The 18,023-nt window shown below is 70.6% G+C and carries 19 protein-coding genes; 9 read left to right on the plus strand and 10 right to left on the minus strand.

Annotated elements, in window-relative coordinates:
* Window positions 1–142 precede the first annotated feature (142 nt).
* From G5T42_RS03320 to G5T42_RS03330, 3 genes are all read left to right on the plus strand, one after another.
* Complete coding sequence (locus G5T42_RS03320; protein WP_165125392.1) at window positions 143–916, plus strand: Fpg/Nei family DNA glycosylase; 774 nt, start codon at window positions 143–145, stop codon at window positions 914–916.
* A 171-nt stretch (window positions 917–1,087) separates the two neighbouring features.
* Window positions 1,088–1,495 carry a transferase gene (locus tag G5T42_RS03325; RefSeq protein WP_165125395.1) on the plus strand — a complete coding sequence of 136 codons (408 nt, stop codon included), beginning with the start codon at window positions 1,088–1,090 and terminating at the stop codon, window positions 1,493–1,495.
* Window positions 1,496–1,668: 173 nt separating this feature from the next.
* Complete coding sequence (locus G5T42_RS03330) at window positions 1,669–2,232, plus strand: thermonuclease family protein (protein ID WP_165125398.1); 564 nt, start codon at window positions 1,669–1,671, stop codon at window positions 2,230–2,232.
* A gap of 9 nt (window positions 2,233–2,241) precedes the next feature.
* Here the strand turns inward: G5T42_RS03330 and G5T42_RS03335 are convergent, their stop codons facing one another.
* Entirely contained in the window at window positions 2,242–2,640 is a 399-nt protein-coding gene (locus G5T42_RS03335) for a DUF1304 domain-containing protein (protein ID WP_206535700.1), read from the minus strand.
* Window positions 2,641–2,673: 33 nt separating this feature from the next.
* Here G5T42_RS03335 and G5T42_RS03340 point away from each other — a divergent pair, with 33 nt between their 5' ends.
* Complete coding sequence (locus G5T42_RS03340; protein WP_165125401.1) at window positions 2,674–3,411, plus strand: LysR substrate-binding domain-containing protein; 738 nt, start codon at window positions 2,674–2,676, stop codon at window positions 3,409–3,411.
* Between the two features lie 97 nt (window positions 3,412–3,508).
* Window positions 3,509–4,255, plus strand: a complete 747-nt coding sequence (locus tag G5T42_RS03345) for a GMP synthase (protein WP_165125404.1) — start codon at window positions 3,509–3,511, stop codon at window positions 4,253–4,255.
* Window positions 4,256–4,276: 21 nt separating this feature from the next.
* Here G5T42_RS03345 and G5T42_RS03350 read toward each other — a convergent pair whose 3' ends face one another.
* The 5 genes from G5T42_RS03350 to G5T42_RS03370 form a co-directional block, all read right to left on the minus strand.
* Window positions 4,277–5,017, minus strand: a complete 741-nt coding sequence (locus tag G5T42_RS03350) for a tryptophan-rich sensory protein (protein WP_241245937.1) — start codon at window positions 5,015–5,017, stop codon at window positions 4,277–4,279.
* Between the two features lie 152 nt (window positions 5,018–5,169).
* Window positions 5,170–5,670, minus strand: a complete 501-nt coding sequence (locus tag G5T42_RS03355) for a glutaminase (protein WP_165125407.1) — start codon at window positions 5,668–5,670, stop codon at window positions 5,170–5,172.
* Window positions 5,667–6,866, minus strand: coding sequence for a cation:proton antiporter (locus G5T42_RS03360; RefSeq protein WP_165125410.1), 1,200 nt, complete (start codon window positions 6,864–6,866; stop codon window positions 5,667–5,669). Before G5T42_RS03360 ends, G5T42_RS03355 begins: the two co-directional genes overlap by 4 nt.
* Before the next feature lie 125 nt (window positions 6,867–6,991).
* A complete protein-coding gene (locus G5T42_RS03365) occupies window positions 6,992–7,855 on the minus strand; it encodes a transposase (RefSeq protein ID WP_165125413.1) in 864 nt (287 codons plus the stop codon).
* A gap of 128 nt (window positions 7,856–7,983) precedes the next feature.
* Complete coding sequence (locus G5T42_RS03370) at window positions 7,984–9,120, minus strand: hypothetical protein (RefSeq protein ID WP_165125416.1); 1,137 nt, start codon at window positions 9,118–9,120, stop codon at window positions 7,984–7,986.
* A 67-nt stretch (window positions 9,121–9,187) separates the two neighbouring features.
* Between G5T42_RS03370 and G5T42_RS03375 the strand changes: the two genes are divergently transcribed.
* A complete protein-coding gene (locus G5T42_RS03375) occupies window positions 9,188–9,778 on the plus strand; it encodes a TetR/AcrR family transcriptional regulator (RefSeq protein WP_165125419.1) in 591 nt (196 codons plus the stop codon).
* A 13-nt stretch (window positions 9,779–9,791) separates the two neighbouring features.
* Here the strand turns inward: G5T42_RS03375 and G5T42_RS03380 are convergent, their stop codons facing one another.
* The 3 genes from G5T42_RS03380 to xylA all read right to left on the minus strand — a co-directional run bounded on the left by G5T42_RS03380 (window position 9,792) and on the right by xylA (window position 13,134).
* A complete protein-coding gene (locus tag G5T42_RS03380) occupies window positions 9,792–10,472 on the minus strand; it encodes a GTP pyrophosphokinase family protein (protein ID WP_165125422.1) in 681 nt (226 codons plus the stop codon).
* 62 nt (window positions 10,473–10,534) lie between these two features.
* Window positions 10,535–11,839: an FGGY family carbohydrate kinase gene (locus G5T42_RS03385; protein WP_206535701.1), complete on the minus strand. Its 1,305-nt coding sequence runs from the start codon at window positions 11,837–11,839 to the stop codon at window positions 10,535–10,537.
* Window positions 11,840–11,943: 104 nt separating this feature from the next.
* Entirely contained in the window at window positions 11,944–13,134 is a 1,191-nt protein-coding gene (gene xylA, locus G5T42_RS03390) for a xylose isomerase (RefSeq protein WP_165125425.1), read from the minus strand.
* A gap of 180 nt (window positions 13,135–13,314) precedes the next feature.
* On the opposite strand from xylA, the gene G5T42_RS03395 reads away from it, so the two are divergent.
* Window positions 13,315–14,478, plus strand: a complete 1,164-nt coding sequence (locus G5T42_RS03395; RefSeq protein ID WP_165125429.1) for an ROK family protein — start codon at window positions 13,315–13,317, stop codon at window positions 14,476–14,478.
* Window positions 14,479–14,497: 19 nt separating this feature from the next.
* Here G5T42_RS03395 and G5T42_RS03400 read toward each other — a convergent pair whose 3' ends face one another.
* On the minus strand, window positions 14,498–15,496 hold the full coding sequence (locus G5T42_RS03400; protein WP_165125432.1) for a LacI family DNA-binding transcriptional regulator: 999 nt from the start codon (window positions 15,494–15,496) through the stop codon (window positions 14,498–14,500).
* A 172-nt stretch (window positions 15,497–15,668) separates the two neighbouring features.
* Here G5T42_RS03400 and G5T42_RS03405 point away from each other — a divergent pair, with 172 nt between their 5' ends.
* Together G5T42_RS03405 and G5T42_RS03410 are read left to right on the plus strand one after the other, a co-directional pair.
* On the plus strand, window positions 15,669–16,958 hold the full coding sequence (locus G5T42_RS03405) for an extracellular solute-binding protein (RefSeq protein ID WP_165130064.1): 1,290 nt from the start codon (window positions 15,669–15,671) through the stop codon (window positions 16,956–16,958).
* 11 nt (window positions 16,959–16,969) lie between these two features.
* Window positions 16,970–17,992, plus strand: a complete 1,023-nt coding sequence (locus G5T42_RS03410) for a sugar ABC transporter permease (RefSeq protein ID WP_165125435.1) — start codon at window positions 16,970–16,972, stop codon at window positions 17,990–17,992.
* Window positions 17,993–18,023: the final 31 nt, after the last annotated feature.

An 18,023-nucleotide genomic window follows, 5' to 3' on the forward strand; every position in this document is an offset into this window, starting at 1 on the left:
GCACGCTCGAGCAGCACGCGGAAGGTGCGCGAGCGCCGGAGTGTGCACGGGCGGAGGAGTACGCACGGGCGGAGGTCCGAAGTGCATCGGCTGCACCTCCGCTCGCTCGATCTCCTCCTTCCGCACCGGACGGAGGGCGGCGATGCCTGAGGGCGACACCGTGTACCGGGCTGCCCGACGCCTGAACGAGGCGCTCGCCGGCTCCGAAGTGACCCGCTTCGAGCTGCGCGTGCCGCAGGCCGCGACCGTCGACCTCCGCGGCGAGATGGTCCACAGCGTCGTCTCGCGCGGGAAGCATCTGCTCCACCGCATCGGCGACTGGACGCTCCACTCGCACCTCAAGATGGAGGGCGAGTGGCACGTCTATCGTCCCGGCGAGCGCTGGCACGCGCCGGCGTTCAAGGCGCGAGCGGTCATCTCCACCCCGACCGCCGAGACCGTGGGCTTCGACCTCGCCGACATCGAGGTCGTGCCGACGCGCGACGAGGGCCGGCTCGTCGACTATCTCGGCCCCGATCCCCTGTCGGAGGACTGGGATCCCGTCGAGGCCGCTCGTCGATTCGGGGCCGACTCGCGCGCGGCGCATGTCGCCATCCAGGACCAGCGCAACATCGCCGGGTTCGGCAACGAGTACGCCAATGAGATCCTCTTCGTGCGCGGCATCCTGCCCACCCGGCCGGCGACGGAGACGGATGCCGCGGCCGTCGTGGATCTCGGAGCGCGCATGATCCGCGCCAATCGCAATCGATCCGGGCGCACCTTCACGGGCGACGCGCGACCGGGGCGATCCACCTGGGTCTACCGCCGTGAGGGGCGGCCGTGCCGGCGATGCGGCACGACGATCCTCGGCGGCGCGCTGGGGGCGGATCCGACGCGCGAGCGCATCGTCTTCTGGTGCCCGAACTGCCAGCGGTGACCTTTCGAGCGAGCGGTTCCCGCTATGCCACGCGGTGCTCCAATCCGCAATGCCCTATGTCGCGAATACCTCTGTGAGGCCCAATAGGGACAGAGGTCATGCACGGGAATGAATTCCCGGGCATTCGGGTTATTCCTATGCTCGGCGCCGAAAGCGCCGCAGGAGGGGACAGTGGGCAAGAACTACATCGACATCGAGAACGACCGCGGCGAGACCCTGCGCTACCGCAAGCACGCGAACGGTCGCGGGCTGATCGCGCACGGAGCCAAGGTGCACCCGAGCGCCGTCGTCGAAGCGGGCGCCTATGTCGAGCCGGGGGTTCAGATCGCCGCCGGAGCACACGTCGGTCGAGGGGTGTGGGTCGAGAGCGACGCCGTCATCGGGCCGGAGGCCGACATCGCGCCTCACGCGCACATCGGACCCGGAGCCGCGATCGGCGCCGGTGCGAAGATCGGCGTCCGCACGCAGGTCGGACGCGAGGCCCGTGTCGCCGTGGGTTCACTCATCGGCGACGACGAGACGATCGGCGACGGCGAGCGCGTCGCGACCGATCGCCGGGGGCTGCGGCTTGCCGCCTGATCGACCGGGACGGCGCCTCGCCGCCTGCCTACCGACACGGCGTATCGCCGCCTGACCGTACGGACACAACCACTCGCCGCCTGACCTGCCGACACAGCGCCTCGCCGCGTGACGAACCGGCGCGCGCAGGCCAGGCGCCAGCCCACGTCATCGGTCCGCTCTAGGATCGCCAGGTGGCCAAGCGCGTCCTGATCGCCCTCCTCGTCCTGGCTGTCGCCGCCGGGGCGGCGTGGTGGTTCGCGGAGAGGTCGGACGCGCCGGTCGAGGGCTCGTCCGCTACCGCCGCACCCACGGTGCCGCCGCGGCCGGCTGACGCCTTCCCCATGACGGTGGAATCCGTCCACGACGGCGACACGCTCCGCGCGCACGTCGATGCGCCGAACGGTGTCGTCACCGATCTCGCGTCGACGAGGGTGCGCCTCCTGGGTGTCGACACCCCCGAGATCTCGCCGCAGCTGGACTGCTGGGGCGCCGAGGCGACTGCTCGGCTCGCTGCGCTCGCGCCTCCGGGATCGACCATCTGGGTCGCACCCGACGTCGAGGTGTACGACCAGTACGGCCGGCACCTGCTCTACGTGTGGACCGCCGACGGGCGCTTCGTCAACGCCGAGCTCGTCGCGCAGGGTGACGCGCGAACCGAGGTCTACCGGCCGAACACGTTGCACGAAGCGCTGTTCCGCAGCCTGGAGGCCGACGCGCGTGCCGGCTCAGCGGGGCAATGGGGCGCCTGCGGGTGATCCGCGTCCTCAGGCGAAGAGGAACAGGACGAAGCCGATGAGCGGCAGTGTGCCCTGGATGAGGGCGGCGCGGAGGTACCTCGAGCCCGTCGTCGTCAGTACGAGCGCCGCGCCGACCATCGATCCCAGGCTGAAGAGCACGAGGGTGCGGCCCGCGACATCCGCCACCGTGCCCGCTCCCCCCGCCCAGAAGAGCACGAGTCCGATGATCGCGCCGATCGCGAGGAACAGGTTGTAGAAGCCCTGGTTATAGGCCAGGGGCTTCGTCGCGTCGGCTGTCGCCTGATCGGCGACTCCGAACCGCTTCCATACCCGCGGCCGGGTCCACTGCACGCTCTCCATCACGAAGATGTACACGTGCAGGAGGGCTGCGAGGGCCGCGAACACCGTCGCGAGGATGGCCACCATGAGCGAACCATATCGCCCGGCTACGCTGGCGGCATGGCGAAAGGCGGTGGTTCGCGGCGAGCGCCCCGGCAGGGCAAGAGCGTGAAGAGGACGGATGCCTCGTCCCCGCGCCGCGCGAACACCCCCGCACGCGCGACCCGGCCGAAACCCGCCGCCCCGGAGCCCACCGCCCCCGAGCCGTCGACCTTCGTGCTCGGCGCCATCCCCGGAGCGACCCCGGGAAAGTGGATCGACACGTGGCGCGAGCGCATGCCGCGGGTCGAGCTGGAGCTGCGCCCGCTCGCCGTCGCCGCCCAGCGCGAGGAGCTGCTGTCCGGCGAACTCGACGCGGCTCTCGTGCGGCTGCCTCTGGTCGCGGACGGACTGCACGTCATCCCCCTGTACGACGAGCAGCCTGTCGTCGTCGTCTCGAAGGATTCGCATCTGACCGCTGTCGACGAGCTGAACCTCGCCGACCTCGAGGGAGAGGTCGTCATCGCACCGCTCGACGACGTCCTGGGCGTCACCGTGCCCGGTGCGGTGGCTCCGGCCTTCGACCCTCCCGAGACGACGGGGGACGCGATCGCCACGGTCGGCTCCGGGGTCGGCGTCGTGATCGTGCCGATGTCGCTGGCGCGGCTGCACCAGCGGCGGGACGCGGCATCCATCCCCCTTCGTGACGGGCCGGTATCCCAGGTCGCGCTCGCGTGGCCGGCCGACCGTACGACGCCGCACGTCGACGCGTTCGTCGGCATCGTGCGGGGGCGGACGGCCAACTCTTCGCGCGCCTGACCGTGCCTCTCGCACCCGGCGCCGGACGGCCCCCGTCTGCGGCGGATCGTGACGTGCGGGCCGCGCGATCCCGACCCCGCCGCCTAGAATCCTGGGCATGACCCGCGGCCGGTTGCTCTACGTGTGCGTGCGGCCGCAGCAGGGAGCGGCCGCAGCGGAGTACGAGTCGTTCCGCCGCGCGACCCGCCTCGACGCGTCGCAGCTGGCCCAGCACGACCTCGTGCGCGAGCCGCTCCCGGCCGACGTGTTCGACCGCTACAGCGGATTCCTCGTCGGTGGCAGCCCCTTCAACACGACCGATCCCGAGTCGACCAAGACCGACGTCCAGAAGCGCCTGGAGAAGGACCTGACGACCATTGCCGAGCAGGCCGCGGCGGCCACGACGGCCGCCCTGTTCACCTGCTACGGCATCGGGGTCGTCACGAGGTTCCTCGGGGGCGAGGTCAGCCGTGCCTACCCCGAAGACACCGGAGCGACGGTCGTCGAGCTGACCCGGGAGGGCGCGGCCGATCCTCTGTTCGGCGAGCTGGCGACGCGGTTCTCCGCTCTCACGGCGCACAAGGAGGGCTCGGCGGTGCCGCCGCCGGGCGGCGTGCTGCTGGCGAAGAACGAGGGATGCCCCGTGCAGGCGTACCGCGTCGGCGACCGCCTCTACGCGACCCAGTTCCACCCCGAGCCGACGCCCAAGGCCTTCACGGAGCGCATGGCCGTGTACCGCGACGACGGCTACTTCGCCGCGCACGACTACGAGCACATCGCGGCGCAGGTGCTCGCGGCATCCGTCACCGAACCCGTGCGGCTGCTGCGGCGGTTCGCCCGGCGCTTCGGTCCCGAGCAGTCCTGAGGGGCGCGGCCCGACCAGCCGTCAGGGGCGGAACCACCGCCCACCTCGCCGCGCGCGGGAGATCACGATGACGAAGGGCGTCACGACCACGATTATCGCGACGACGATGGCGGTGATCCCGATCGGGGCGCTCGCCGGCTCGCCGGTGAGGCGGCCGACGGCGAGCCAGATGAGGCCCCAGCCGATGGCGAGGCCGGGGGCGAAGCGCCCGCCGCTCAGAAGCGGGATGGCGATGCCGATCGCCGCGACGACCACGAGCACCGCGATGCCCCAGACGGCCGGCGCATCGACCTCGACGCCCGAAGCGGTGAGCCAGGCGGCGGTGTTGGCGACGGTGGCGAGGGTGCACCAGCCGAGGTGGAGTCCGGTCGTCGCGTCGATGAGGATCGCGTCGACGGGCCGCTCCGACGGAACGGCGACTGTGCGCTGGAACGTCACGCCGAGCGCGGCGACGAGCAGGAACAGCACGAGCACCGTGAGCGGCAGAGTGCCGAACTGGGCCGTGAGAAGCCAGACGCCGTTGAGGACGGCGGTCAGCCCGACCCACCAGCCGATCGCTCGCTGGCGGGCATCGCTGCGCTGTCCGGGAAAGGCCTGCCACACGGTGTAGGCGATCAGGAGCAGGTAGATGACGCTCCAGATCGAGAAGGCCGGACGCGCGGGCGCAAGGAATGAGCCGTCGCTGTCGAGCGCTCCACCCTGCAGGTCCTGGACCGGCGTGCCGCCGAAGGCACCGGTGCCGACGGCGGCGGCGATGATCATGAAGCAGGTCGCCGAGATGACGGCGATCTGACGGGCGAGGTCGGGGGGCGAGAGTCGACGGCGAGGCGTGGTGACGAGGCTGCGGCGGTCATGGGTCCGAGGCTACGAATGTCCGGCGGGCGTCGCGTGGTCTTGACAAGCGCTGGGTCGCCTCATCCGGGAGACTCCCCCATGCCGAGCGGCGGGTGCAGCAGCAGCGAGATCCGCTCCTCGAGGTAGCCCTCGAGCGGCACGAAGCCCCCGCGCGGGCTCCAGCGGATGCTGGGCACTCCGGCGATCAGGGTGAGAGGACCGGATGCCTCGCCCTCCCCGACCGCCGCCAGGTCGATCATCGTCCAGCCGAGGTGGACCGTCTGCCCCTCGGCGAATCCGCCGCGGCGGGCGGCCGCCGCGAGCTCGGCCCGGCGCCGCTGCGACTCGGCCGGGTATCCGCGGCGCACCTCTTCGTGCGCGCGGATGATGTCGCCGGTCGCGTAGACCGCGTCCTCCGAGATCAGAAGGGCCCCGAGGTGCCACACCGAACCGCGCGAGACGATGCGCGGCCCCCGGCGGATGCCGAGGATGCGGGGAGGCTCGATGAGCTCACCGAGCCCCTCGCGGGGGATCACCTGCAGTCTCGTGCGCGCACTGTCGAACAGGGCGAAGAGGTTCACGCCAAGTCGTCCTCGAGGGTTGCCGGCGCCGTGACGGGCTCGCGTCGCACGAGCGTGCCGATGAGCGGGTAGAGCAGCACCGAGAGCATCCCCGCGCCGACGAGGGCGGAGGCGAGCCCGCTGGAGATGAGCTTCTCGTCGACGCCGATCGCCGTCACCGCGACGATGATCGGAAGCCCCGTCGCGCCGTACAGCGCGGTCGCCACGCGATCCCGGCGGGATGACGCTTCCGGCGCGGCGAGGGTCGAGGGCAGTCCCCGGATGACAAGCAGCAGGATCAGCCCGACGGGCAGCAGCAGGAAGAGGATCGGGTTGGCGAGGAGCGCCTCGAGATCGAACGTGATGCCCGTGTAGATGAAGAAGATCGGCACGAGGAAGCCGAAGGCGACCGCCTCGACCTTGCTCTCGACTGCGTGGCGGTCCTCCTCCTTCGCGTCGCGCATGATGAGCCGCCACACCACACCGGCCGTGAAGGCGCCGAGCAGCATGTCGAGGTCGAGGACGATGCTGATCGAGACGAGCACCGCGAGGGCGAACGCGACGAAGCGCACCGCGAACTGCCCCGACGTGTGGAGCGAGGCGTTGACCGCCCGGTGCAGAGCGCCCTGCGGCACGCGGAAGGCCCACCAGATCGCCGCGCCCGCGAGCGCGACGAAGAGGAGGAGCACGATGGTCGCGATCCCGGGGTCGCGACCCCCGAGGAAGAGCGAGATGGCGATGAGCGGGCCGAACTCGCCGACCGCGCCGATGGCCGAGATGGACTTGCCGAAGGGCGTCTTGAGCTCTCCCTCGTCGCGGAGCATCGGCAGGAGCGTTCCGAGCGCCGTCGAGCAGAGCGCCACGCCGACGACCACCGCGGCCTCGCCGGGCGCGATCAGCCACCCCGCCGCGATGCCGGCGACGAGGCTGATGAGCCATCCCCCGGCCGCCCGCCGGCCCGTGCGCCCCTGCAGCGCCGTCAGCTCGATCTCGGAGCCGGCCATGAAGAAGAGCATCGCGAGCCCGAAGTTCGACAGCACGTCGACGAAGGCCGACGGCTGGGCCCACCCGAGGAGGGCGGGCCCCACGAGGATGCCGAGCAGGAGCTCGAAGACGACGATGGGCACGCGCACCCAGCGGCCGAGGAACCGCGCCACGAGGGGTGCGAGCACCGCCAGGACGAAGATGACGAGGATCGTCGTTTGCTGCGTGCTCACGGGATCAGGGTAGCGACGGCCGGTCTCCCGCGGGCGAGTTGCTCACCCGGGCCGGGCGGCGCCGGGGAACTGCCCCGGCCGTCCCGGCCGGGGCGGCGCCGCGGATCAGCCCGCGGCCGTCCCGGTCACCGTCCCCCACGCTCTTCGAGAGCCTCTCGGGCGGCCTCGGCCTTCTTGCTCGCGGCGCGGGCGACGGATGCCGCTTCCGAGCGCTCCTCGTCGATCCGCTTCACCTCGGCCTCGGCGTCGGCGGAATCGCGCTCGAAGCGCGCGACCTCGTCCCGCAGATCCTCCAGTCGCTCGTGCAGCAGGTCGGCACGTTCGCGCGCCTTGCCGAGTCGGCCCTCGATGCGCGACAGTTCGCGCTCCGCCTCCGATTCCGCACGCTCCGCTTCGCGGGCTGCCTTCTCCGCCTCTTTGCGGGCGCGCCGCTCGGCGAGGTCGTCGCGCGAAGGCGGAGGGGGAGCCGCGCTTCCGTCGGGCGCTGAGCCGCCGAGCGCGTCGGTGAGATCCACGCTCTCGAAGCCCGTCGCCTCGAGGGGTCGAACGAGACGGCCGGTCATCACGGCGGCGGCGGCCGCGGCATCCATCACCGCCGCGTTGATCGTCTTCTCGACGTCTTCGCGGGCAGCCGCACCGACCGCGACGCCCCGCTCCCCCGCGAGGGCGGCGGCCTGCTTCGACAGCGCGGCGACCAGCGCCCGGCGCTGGCCGCTCAGCCTCGAGAGCTCCGCGGCGTCGAGATCGTCCTGCGCTTCGCGCAGCGCGGACGCCAGCTCGAGGGCATCGCCGAGCTGCCCCTCACGTCCGAGCAGGCTCACCGCCCAGGCCGCGACGGCGGGCTTGGGCAGCTTCTTCACCCGCGCCCCGAGAGGGCGATCGGATGCCGCGGCCCGGGCATTGCGCGCCGCGGTGAACTCCGCCGGGGGCAGGGCGTAGAGCTCGACGGCGATCGCGTCGAGCTCATCGGGCGCCGGAGGCTTCGGCATCCCGATCATTCTGCCCGGTGCGTCCGCCCGGCCGCACGGATCGGCGTGCCGTCCGCACGACCGGACGACGACACGCCGCCGCCCGGGTAGGAGCGACGGCGTGTCGGCGCGGTGCCGTGCGGACGGCGTCAGACGACGGCGGGTTCAGCGGCCCGGGGCTCGAGCTCCGACGGCCGGGGCACGATCTCGGCGGCCGTCCGCTGGTGGCCGACGACCGTCAGCACGACGCCGAGCACGACCCATCCCGAAAGGACGAGCCACTGCATGGCGGTGGATGCCTCGGGGAAGTAGCTCACCGAGCGGAGGAGCATCGAGGCCGCGCCCGGCGCGAACCACTGACCGACCTCGCCCCACGGCGCGGGGAGGAACTGGAGGGGCAGCGCTGCGCCCGAGATCGGGTTCGCGATGAGCATCGTGATCACGGCCGCCACGCCGATCCCCGGGGGGCCCATCAGCGCCGCGAGTCCCACGATGAAGGCCGACGTCGCGGTGACGCCGAGTCCGGTCGCCGCCGCGTTGAGCAGCCAGTCGCCCTCGAGGATGCCGAACCACGTCTGCATCACGAGGACGATCACAGCACCGGCGGCCGCGCCGAAGACCACCAGGCCGATGAGCCGGCGCACGGCGCCCTGCACGAGGAGGGTGAGGAGGATGCCGCCCAGCATTCCGCCGAGCACGAGCGGGAAGGATGCCGCGGCGAGGCCCGCCCCCGTCGGATCACCGGGCGACAGCGGCACGATGTCGGTGACGGTGACGGTCGGGACCTCGGCCGATCCGCTTCCCGCACCGGGCGGGAGCTGCGGCTGCTGATCGGACTGCAGCGCCTGGACGATCGCGGTGAGCTGGTCCTTGAGGGCCTTCTGCACGGTCGTGTCGATCTGCGTCTGGAGCTGGGTCGCGACGGCGCGAAGAGCCGCGGCCGGGGCCGCTCCCGCGGCGGATGCGATGAGCACCTCGGGCTGATCGCCGAGCAGGATGGCGCCGTACAGTTGGCGCTCCTTGATCGCCTGGACTGCATCGTCGCGCGAGTCGACGGTCTGCAGCGCGAAGGGAGACGGGTCCTTCTCGGCGAGGGCGTCCTCGACGGCTGAGACCGCGGCATCCGGTCCGCTGATGCCGACGGGCAGGTTCTGAGCCTGCGCCGTGGCTGCCGGCCAGACGAACGCCGTCACGATGACGCCGACGACGAGGGCTCCGACGAGCCCGAACAGTGCCGCGAATCCCCACTTGGTGGGACGGGCCGCGGCGGCCGAGTGGTCGCTCATGGCGAACTCCTTGCAAAGAGAATGATCGTTCTGTTTGTGAGGATAACAGAACGGATATTCTCTTTCCATGCCCAAAGTGTCGGACGAGTACCGCGAGGCACGACGTGACGAGATCGCCCAGGCGGCGATCCGCTGCCTCGAGCGCAACGGCGTGCGCGACACCTCGATCGCCGACATCGTCGCCGAATCGGGTCTGTCGACCGGCGCGATCTACTCGCACTTCACGAACAAGGCGGAACTCGCGCGCTACATCGTCGGCCGGTTCCTCGGCGTGCGGATCGACGAGCTCGAGCACCGCGCAGCCGAAGGCGAAGTGCTCTCTCCGCGCGAGATCCTGCTGACGATGCTCGGGATCTTCACCTCGACAGGACTCTCCCCCGGGCTCGTGCTGCAGTTCTGGGGCGAGGCGATGGTCGACCCCGAGATCCGCGCCGAGATGACCAACACCATCGGGCGGCTCTTCTCAGGCCTGCAGGCGGCGATCCTGCCGTGGGCGCGCGCGCAGACACCGGATGACGCGGCGGCCGCCGCGCTCTCGGCGCGGGCGGCGCGCACAGTCGTGACGCTCGCTCAGGGCTTCATCGCGAACACCGCGATGCTGGGGCGACGCGAACCCGCGGAGTACGTGGAGTTCGCGGCATCCGTCCTCTCGTCCTGAGCCGCGCGGCGCGTCAGATCGCGACGACCGGCGACGGGTGCGGTCCGTGGAGCTCGCGATGCAGGCGCTCCATGCGGTGGTCGAGGGCAGCGGCGGAGTCCGCCGCCTCCTTCAGTTCGGCGAGCAGCCGGTCGGGCACCTGGCTGTCGTACTTGTAATAGATCTTGTGCTCGAGGCTCGCCCAGAAGTCCATCGCGATCGTGCGGAACTGCACCTCGACCGGCACCTCGACGCGGCCCGTCGACAGGAAGACGGGCACCTCGACGATCGCGTGCAGGCTCTGGTAGCCGTTGGGCTTGGGGTTCGCGATGTAGTCCTTGACCGTGAGGAGCGTGATGTCGTCCTGCCGGACGAGCAGGTCGAACAGTCGGTAGACGTCGGTGACGAAGCTGCAGGTGACGCGCACGCCGGCGATGTCGGTGACGCGTGCGCGGATCGACTCGAAGCCGGGATCGATGCCCTTGCGCGCCACCTTGTCGACGATGCTGTCGGGCGACTTCAGGCGGCTCGAGACGTGCTCGATCGGGTTGTACGCATGCGTGTGCTCGAACTCCTCGCGCAGGATGCCGATCTTCGTCTCGATCTCCTGCATCCCGAAGCGGTACTCGAGGAGAAACCGCTGCAGCTCGTCGCGCAGACTGCGCAGCTCGGACGGCGAGATCGTGACCGACGCTTCGTCGGCGGGGAGGGCCATGCCCCCAACCTACGAAGGCCGTCTATACGACTGCTGTGAAGTGCCGAGCGAGGACGGATGCCTCAGGCCGACGCGACGCGCGCAGCCTGACGGGCGGCGCCCAGGGCGACGTACTCGCCGGGCTCGGGGACCTCGACGGGGATGCCGAGCACCTGCGGGGCGATCGCGCGCACCGCTTCGGACTGCGCGCCGCCGCCGACGAGCAGGGCCCGCTCGAGCGGCACGCCGAGCGCGCGGAGCGCCTCCAGCCCCGCGCCGAGGCCGGACAGCATCCCCTCCACCGCCGCCCGCGCGAGGTTCTCGCGGGTCGTCGAGGCGAGGGTCATGCCGGTGAGCGACGCCGTCGCGTCGGGAAGGTTCGGCGTGCGCTCGCCCTCGAAGTACGGCACGAGCGCGAGTCCGCCGGCGCCCGGCTCGGCGGCGAGGGCGAGGCGCGAGAGCTCTGCGTGATCGACGCCCAGGACGCGCCCGATGGCATCGAGCACGCGCGCGGCGTTGAGGGTCGCGACGAGCGGCAGGAAGCGCCCATCGGCGTCGGCGAAGCCCGCGACCGTGCCGGTGGGGTCGATCGTGCGCTTCTCGCTCACGGCGAAGACGGTCCCCGACGTGCCGATCGACACGACGACGTCGCCCGGTCCAGCGCCGAGGCCGAGGGCCGCACCGGCGTTGTCGCCGGCGCCGGGCCCGACCCGGCGGCCGTCCTGGTCTTCCACCCATTCGACCGGTCCGAGCACTCGCGGCAGCAGCGCGTCGTGGCCGAGGGCGGCCGTGAGCAGGTCGCGGTCGTAGTCGTCGGTGTCGGGGTTCCAGTAACCGGTGCCCGAGGCATCCGATCGGTCCGTCACGAGCTCCTCGAGCACGGGGCCGCGCGGCGACTCGCCCGCCGGCCCGAAGCCGCGCAGGCGCCACGTGAGCCAGTCGTGCGGGAGCGCGACGGCGGCGACGCGGGCGGCGTTCTCGGGCTCGTGGTCGCGGAGCCACCGCAGCTTGGTGATGGTGAACGAGGCGACGGGCACGAGGCCTGTGCGCTGGGTGAGCACGTCGGCGCCGAACTCCGCGATCAGGTCTGCCGCGGCGCCCGCGCTCCGGGTGTCGTTCCAGAGCAGGGCGGGACGGATGACGCGGCCCTCGGCATCGATCGCGACCATGCCGTGCTGCTGGCCGCCGATCGCCCAGGCGGTGACGTCGTCGAGCCCGCCGGCGTCTCTGATCGCCGCGTGCAGGGCGACCCACCAGGCGGCGGTGTCGACCTCTGTCCCGTCGGGGTGCGACGCACGCCCTTGCCGGACGGCGGCGCCGGTCGCGGCATCAGCGATCACGACCTTGCACGACTGCGTCGACGAGTCGACTCCCATGACCAGGCTCATCCCCGGCACCTCCTTAGTCGAGCATGTCCCGAAGTTCGCCGCTTGCCGAGCCGGAGAACGGCGAACTTCGGGACATGCAAGAGATGGTTGAAGAGGGGGATGCCTCAGCCGCGGGCGCCGAGCAGGTGCTCGGTCGCGAGCTGCTGCAGGCGGACGAACCCGAAGCCCTTGCCGCCGAGGTACACCGACGGGTCGAAGTCCTCGTAGGCCGAGCGGTCGGCGAGGAAGTCCTCGTACGACTCGCCCTCGTTGAGCGTCGGCTGCGACAGCTCGGGGACGCGGGCGGCCTCGAGCGCCTCCTGCACCTCGGGGTCGGCGCGGAAGGCCGCGGCGCGCTCCTTGAGCAGCAGGTACGTGCGCATGTTTGCGGCAGCCGAGTCCCAGACGCCGGTCTCGTCCTCGGTGCGGCTCGGCTTGTAGTCGAAGTGGCGGGGGCCGTCGTATGCGGGGACGCCGCCGGGGCCGCCGTTCTCGAGCAGGTCGACGAGCGCGAAGGCGTTGTGCAGGTCGCCGTGGCCGAAGACGAGGTCCTGGTCGTACTTGATGCCCCGCTGGCCGTTCAGGTCGATGTGGAAGAGCTTGCCGTGGTACAGCGCCTGGGCGATGCCGGCGGCGAAGTTGAGGCCCGCCATCTGCTCGTGGCCGACCTCGGGGTTGAGGCCCACGAGCTCGGGACGCTCGAGCGAGTCGATGAAGGCGATCGCGTGGCCGAGCGTCGGCAGCAGGATGTCGCCGCGCGGCTCGTTCGGCTTGGGCTCGATCGCGAAGCGGATGTCGTAGCCCTTGTCGGTGACGTAGTCGCCGAGGAGGTTGACGGCCTCGCGGTAGCGCTCGAGCGCCGCGCGGATGTCCTTGGCCGAGTCATACTCGGCGCCCTCGCGCCCGCCCCACATGACGAAGGTCTTGGCGCCGAGCTCGGCGCCGAGGTCGAGCTGGCGGAACACCTTGCGCAGGGCGAAGCGGCGCACCTGGCGGTCGTTCGACGTGAAGCCGCCGTCCTTGAAGACCGGTGCCGAGAAGAGGTTGGTCGTCACCATGGGGATGATGAGGCCGGTGTCGGCGAGAGCGCCCTTCAGTCGGTCGATCTGCGTCTGGCGCTCGGCATCCGTCGACCCGAAGGCGAAGAGGTCGTCGTCGTGGAAGGTGAGGCCGTACGCGCCGAGCTCCGCGAGCTTCTCGACCGCGTGAACGACGTCGAGCGGGTGCCGCGTCGGGCCGCCGAAGGGGTCGGTGCCGTTGTAGCCGATGGTCCAGAGACCGAACGAGAACTTGTCGGCACGGGTGGGGGTGGGCATGGCGCTCCTTTGCGAACGACCGAGGGAATTGTTGTTAAGAGAAACATATAGCAGAACGGATGCCGCGTCCACTCCCCTTCTCGGGCTGGTGGCCGAGATGCGCATCCCCGAGGGCGGTCGAGTTCGGAAACCTCGGATGCCCCGATCCGGCGGGTTCGCCGCACCCCCTACAGTGATGGCATGAACGATCCGGTCGGCAGCCGTCAAGCCAACCTCTCGCGGCTGCTCCGCCTCGCTCACCTCGAAGGCCCGCTCTCGCGGGCGACACTCACCGCGGCGACGGGCCTGAATCGCTCAACGATCGGGGATCTCGTCGGCGACCTCGTCGGGCTCGGGCTCGTGGAGGAGCGGGCGCCCGACCCGAGTCGCCGCGTCGGCCGGCCCTCGCCGCTCGTGACGGCGCATCCGCGTGTCGTCGCGATCGCGGTGAACCCCGAGGTGGACGCGCTGACCATCGGAGCCGTGGGCCTCGACCGGACCGTGCGACTGAGCGAGCGCATCGAGATGACGGGGCTCATCGGCCCCGAGCGCACCGCCGAGCTGATCGCGGAGCGCCTCGCGGCCTGGCGCGACGGCGAGCTGGCCGACGCCGCCATCGCGGGAATCGGCGTCGCGGTGCCCGGTCTGGTGCGCGCATCCGACGGCCTCGTCCGCGACGCGCCGCACCTGAAGTGGACGGAGGTCGCGCTGCGCGACCTGATCGAGGCGGCGACGGGGCTGCCGACGGTCATCGGCAACGACGCCTCGATGGGCATCGTCGCCGAGCACCTGTTCGGAGCCGCGCGCGGCATCGACGACGTCGTGTACCTCAACGGCGGGGCGAGCGGAATCGGCGGCGGCCTCATCGTGCAGGGGATGGCGATCTCGGGCGCGTCGGGATACTCGGGGGAGTTCGGACAGAACCGCCCCGGCATCGCCTCGCCGGCCGATCGCCGCGCGGGCAACGGCGTGCTGGAAGACGAGGTGAGCCGATCGAGGCTCCTCGCGGCCCTTCACCGTGGAAACGTCGACGAGCCGACGCTCGCGCAGCTCCTCAAGGAGGAGCGCACCCCCGACGTGCTCGACGAGGTCGCGAGGCAGCGGCGCATCCTCGCGACGGCTCTGGCCAACGCCGTCAACGTCCTGAACCCGTCGGTGGTCGTGCTGGGCGGATTCCTCGCGATGCTGGCCGAGCACGATCTGGAGGGCTTCACCAGGGCGGTGGTCGGTCAGTCCATGCCGGCGAACGGCGAGGACCTCGACATCCGTCCGGCGGCGCTCGCGCAGGACCGCCTGCTCATCGGCGCTGCCGAGGCGGCCTTCGACGAACTGCTGCGCGACCCGGCCGGCACCGCCCTGCGCTGACGCGCGGAGCCGCAGCCCCTCACCGCGGCGGCGGCGCCGTGGTGGCCCGCGGCGCGAGGCGCGTGGGCAATGTGATGTGCGTCGCCTGGGGCGTCTCGCCGCGCATGAGCGCGAGCAGCAGTCTCGCGGCCTCGGCGCCGAGGGTCTGCATGGGCTGGCGGACCGTCGAGAGGGCGGGAGTCGCCTTGGATGCCTCGGGCACGTCGTCGAAGCCGATGATCGAGAGGTGCTTCGGCACGTCGAGGCCGAGCTCGGCGGCGACCTTGACGATCTCGATCGCCGAGATGTCGTTCGCGGCGAAGATGGCGGTCGGACGCTCCACCCCTCCGAGCATCTCGAGGGCGGCGACCCGCACGGCGTCCTGGCGGTAGCTTCCCGTGCCCACGAGGTGGGGGTGCACCGGGAGGCCGGCGTCCGCCATCGCCCGCCGGTAGCCGGCGTCGCGCGCGATGGACGACCGCAGGTCGGGGCGGCCGGCGATGAAGCCGATCCTGGTGTGACCGAGCTCGATCAGGTACCGCGTCGCCTCGAGGGCGCCGCCGAAGCTGTCGGACTCGACGGTCGGGAGGTCGGCCGGCCCGGTGTGCGGGTCGACCGCGACGACCGGCACCTCGGTGCCGACGTTCACGACGGTCGGCGTGACCATGATGGCTCCGTCGATGAGCGTTCCCGACAGGCGGGAGAGGGAGCGCCGCTCCCACCCCTCCGCGGAGCCGTGCGACCCGGAGTACGCGAGCAGGTCGTAAGGCGAGTCGCGCAGCGCCTGGCCGACGCCCTTCATGATCTCGGCGCTGAAGGGCTCGAAGTCGGCCACGAGCACCCCGATGACACCGGTCGAGCGGGAGCGCATGCTGCTCGCGATGAGACTCGACTCGTACCCCAGCTCGGCGACCACGGCGAGGACGCGATCGACCGTCTCGCTCGCGACCCCGTACCGGCCGTTGACGGCTTTCGACACGGTCGACACCGACACTCCGGCCGCCGTCGCGACGTCGTTGATCGTCGGCCGGTGCCTCATGTCTCGAAACCATAACAGAGTGGAAATCGTTTTCGAAAACGTTTGACAGATTATTTGTTGGATGCGCAGACTTTTTGTGCTCGGACAGTTCTCCGAGCTGCGCGATCCCCCGGTCGCGCTGACCACGCACCCCGGAGCAGAGGTGCTCCTCGATGAAGAGAACGGGAATCACATGAAGGCGAACAGGATCCTCGCAGGATCCGCAGCACTCGTCGTCGGCGCACTCGCGCTCGCCGGCTGCAGCGCGGGCGGATCCGGCGAGAGCAGTGACGGCAACGTCGAGATGACGCTGTGGCAGAACTCCACGACGGGACCCGGTCAGCAGTTCTGGAAGGACGCGATCGCCGCGTTCGAGAAGGAGAACCCGAACGTCAAGATCAAGATGCAGTCCGTCCAGAACGAGGACATGGACGGCAAGCTGCAGACGTCGCTCAACGCGGGCGACCCGCCGGACATCTTCCTCCAGCGCGGTGGCGGCAAGATGGCCGCGATGGTGCAGGCGGGTCAGCTGAAGGATCTCACCGGCAAGATCGAGGGCGAGGCCAAGGAGAACATCTCCGAGGGCTCCTTCAAGGCCGAGACCTATCAGGACAAGCTCTGGGCGATGCCCCTTTCGGTGCTGCCCGGCGGCATCTTCTACAGCCAGGACCTCTACGACGCCGCCGGCATCACGGAGAACCCGAAGACGATCGACGACCTCGTCGCCGCCAACGACAAGCTCAAGGCGACCGGCGTGGCCCCGCTCGCGCTCGGAGCGAAGGACGCATGGCCGGCCGCGCACTGGTTCTACTGGTTCGCGCTGCGCGAGTGCGCGCCCAAGACGATGGAGGAGACCGGTGACTCGAAGGACTTCAGCGACCCCTGCTGGCTGAAGGCCGCGCAGGATCTCGAGGACTTCGCCAAGACCGAGCCCTTCAACGACGGCTTCCTCACGACGTCGGCGCAGCAGGGTGCGGGCAGCTCGGCGGGCCTCGTGGCCAACCACCAGGCCGGCGGCGAGCTGATGGGCGCCTGGGACCCGGGCGTGATCGCGTCGCTGACACCTGACCAGAAGCCTCTTCCCGACCTCGCCTGGTACCCCTTCCCCGAGGTCTCGGGCGGCAAGGGCGAGCCCGGCGCGATCATGGGCGGCGTGGACGGCTACTCGTGCTCTGCTCAGGCGCCGGACGAGTGCGTCGACTTCCTCAACTTCGTCGCAAGCGACGATCAGCAGACGGCGTACTACAAGGCCTTCAACTCTCCGCCGGTCAACAGCGCGGCGCAGGCTGCCGTCGAAGAGCCGTACCTCAAGCAGATCCTCGAGGCCTACAACCAGGCACCGTTCGTCTCGCAGTGGCTCGACACCGTGCTGGGCCAGAACGTCGGGAACGCGCTCAACGTGGCGGTCGTCTCGATGCTCGCCGGACAGTCCACGCCCCAGCAGATGATCGACGAGGCCAACAAGGCCGGGGCGAAGGGCTAGGGAGACCTCCCATGCAGACAAGCGAGACACCGAAGACGGACGATCGCCCGGAGACGGATCTCGCGCAGCGTTCCGGGGGCGGCGGCACACCGCCGCCCTCGGCATCGCGGCGCCGCCGACCTCGAGGAATCGGGTGGAAGGGCCGTCTGGAGATCGCGATCCTCGCTGGGCCGGCGATGCTCTTCTTCGTCGGATTCGTGATCTTCCCCGTGATCATGGCGGCGTACTACGGCTTCTTCAACTGGCACGGGTACGGTCCGGCGACGGACTTCATCGGCCTGAAGAACTACGTCACGATCCTGACCGACCCCGACTTCCAGGAAGCGCTCGGTCACAACGCGTTCATCGTCGTCACGTCGATCGTCATCCAGGGGCCGATCGCGCTGCTCCTGGCGCTCCTGCTCAACCGCAAGATGCGGGGCCAGTCGGTCATCCGCGTGCTCATCTTCGTGCCCTACGTGATCGCAGAGGTCGTCGTCGGCACGGGATTCAGCCTGCTGCTGGCGACCAACGGCGGCCTCAACGGCGTGCTCGAGAAGTGGGGCCTGAACGGGCTCGTCCATGACTGGCTCTCCGATCCCAGCATCGCCATCTGGACGCTCGTCGCGATCCTCACGTGGAAGTACGTCGGATTCGCCGTCATCCTCTTCCTCGCCGGCCTTCAGGGCATTCCCGACGAGCTCTACGAGGCGGCCGCCATCGACGGCGCCACCTACTGGCAGATCCAGCGCCGCATCACAATTCCGCTGCTCGGACCCACCCTGCGCATCTGGGCATTCCTGTCGATCATCGGCGCCCTGCAGCTGTTCGATCTCGTCTACATCATCTGGGGTCAGTACGTCGCTCCCGTGGCGGGCACCTCGACGATGGCGACCTACATGGTCGCAAACGGCCGCAACGCGGGCAACTTCGGCTACGGCAACGCCGTCGCCGTCGTGATCTTCGTCATCTCGCTCGTCGTCGCCCTCATCTACCAGCGCTTCGTGCTGCGCCGCGACACCGCCGGCGCACTCACCGAAAGGAACGAAGAATGACCACGGCCACGGCCGCACTGGCGACCATCGA

The sequence above is a fragment of the Microbacterium sp. 4R-513 genome, from assembly GCF_011046485.1.
Classification (GTDB): domain Bacteria; phylum Actinomycetota; class Actinomycetes; order Actinomycetales; family Microbacteriaceae; genus Microbacterium.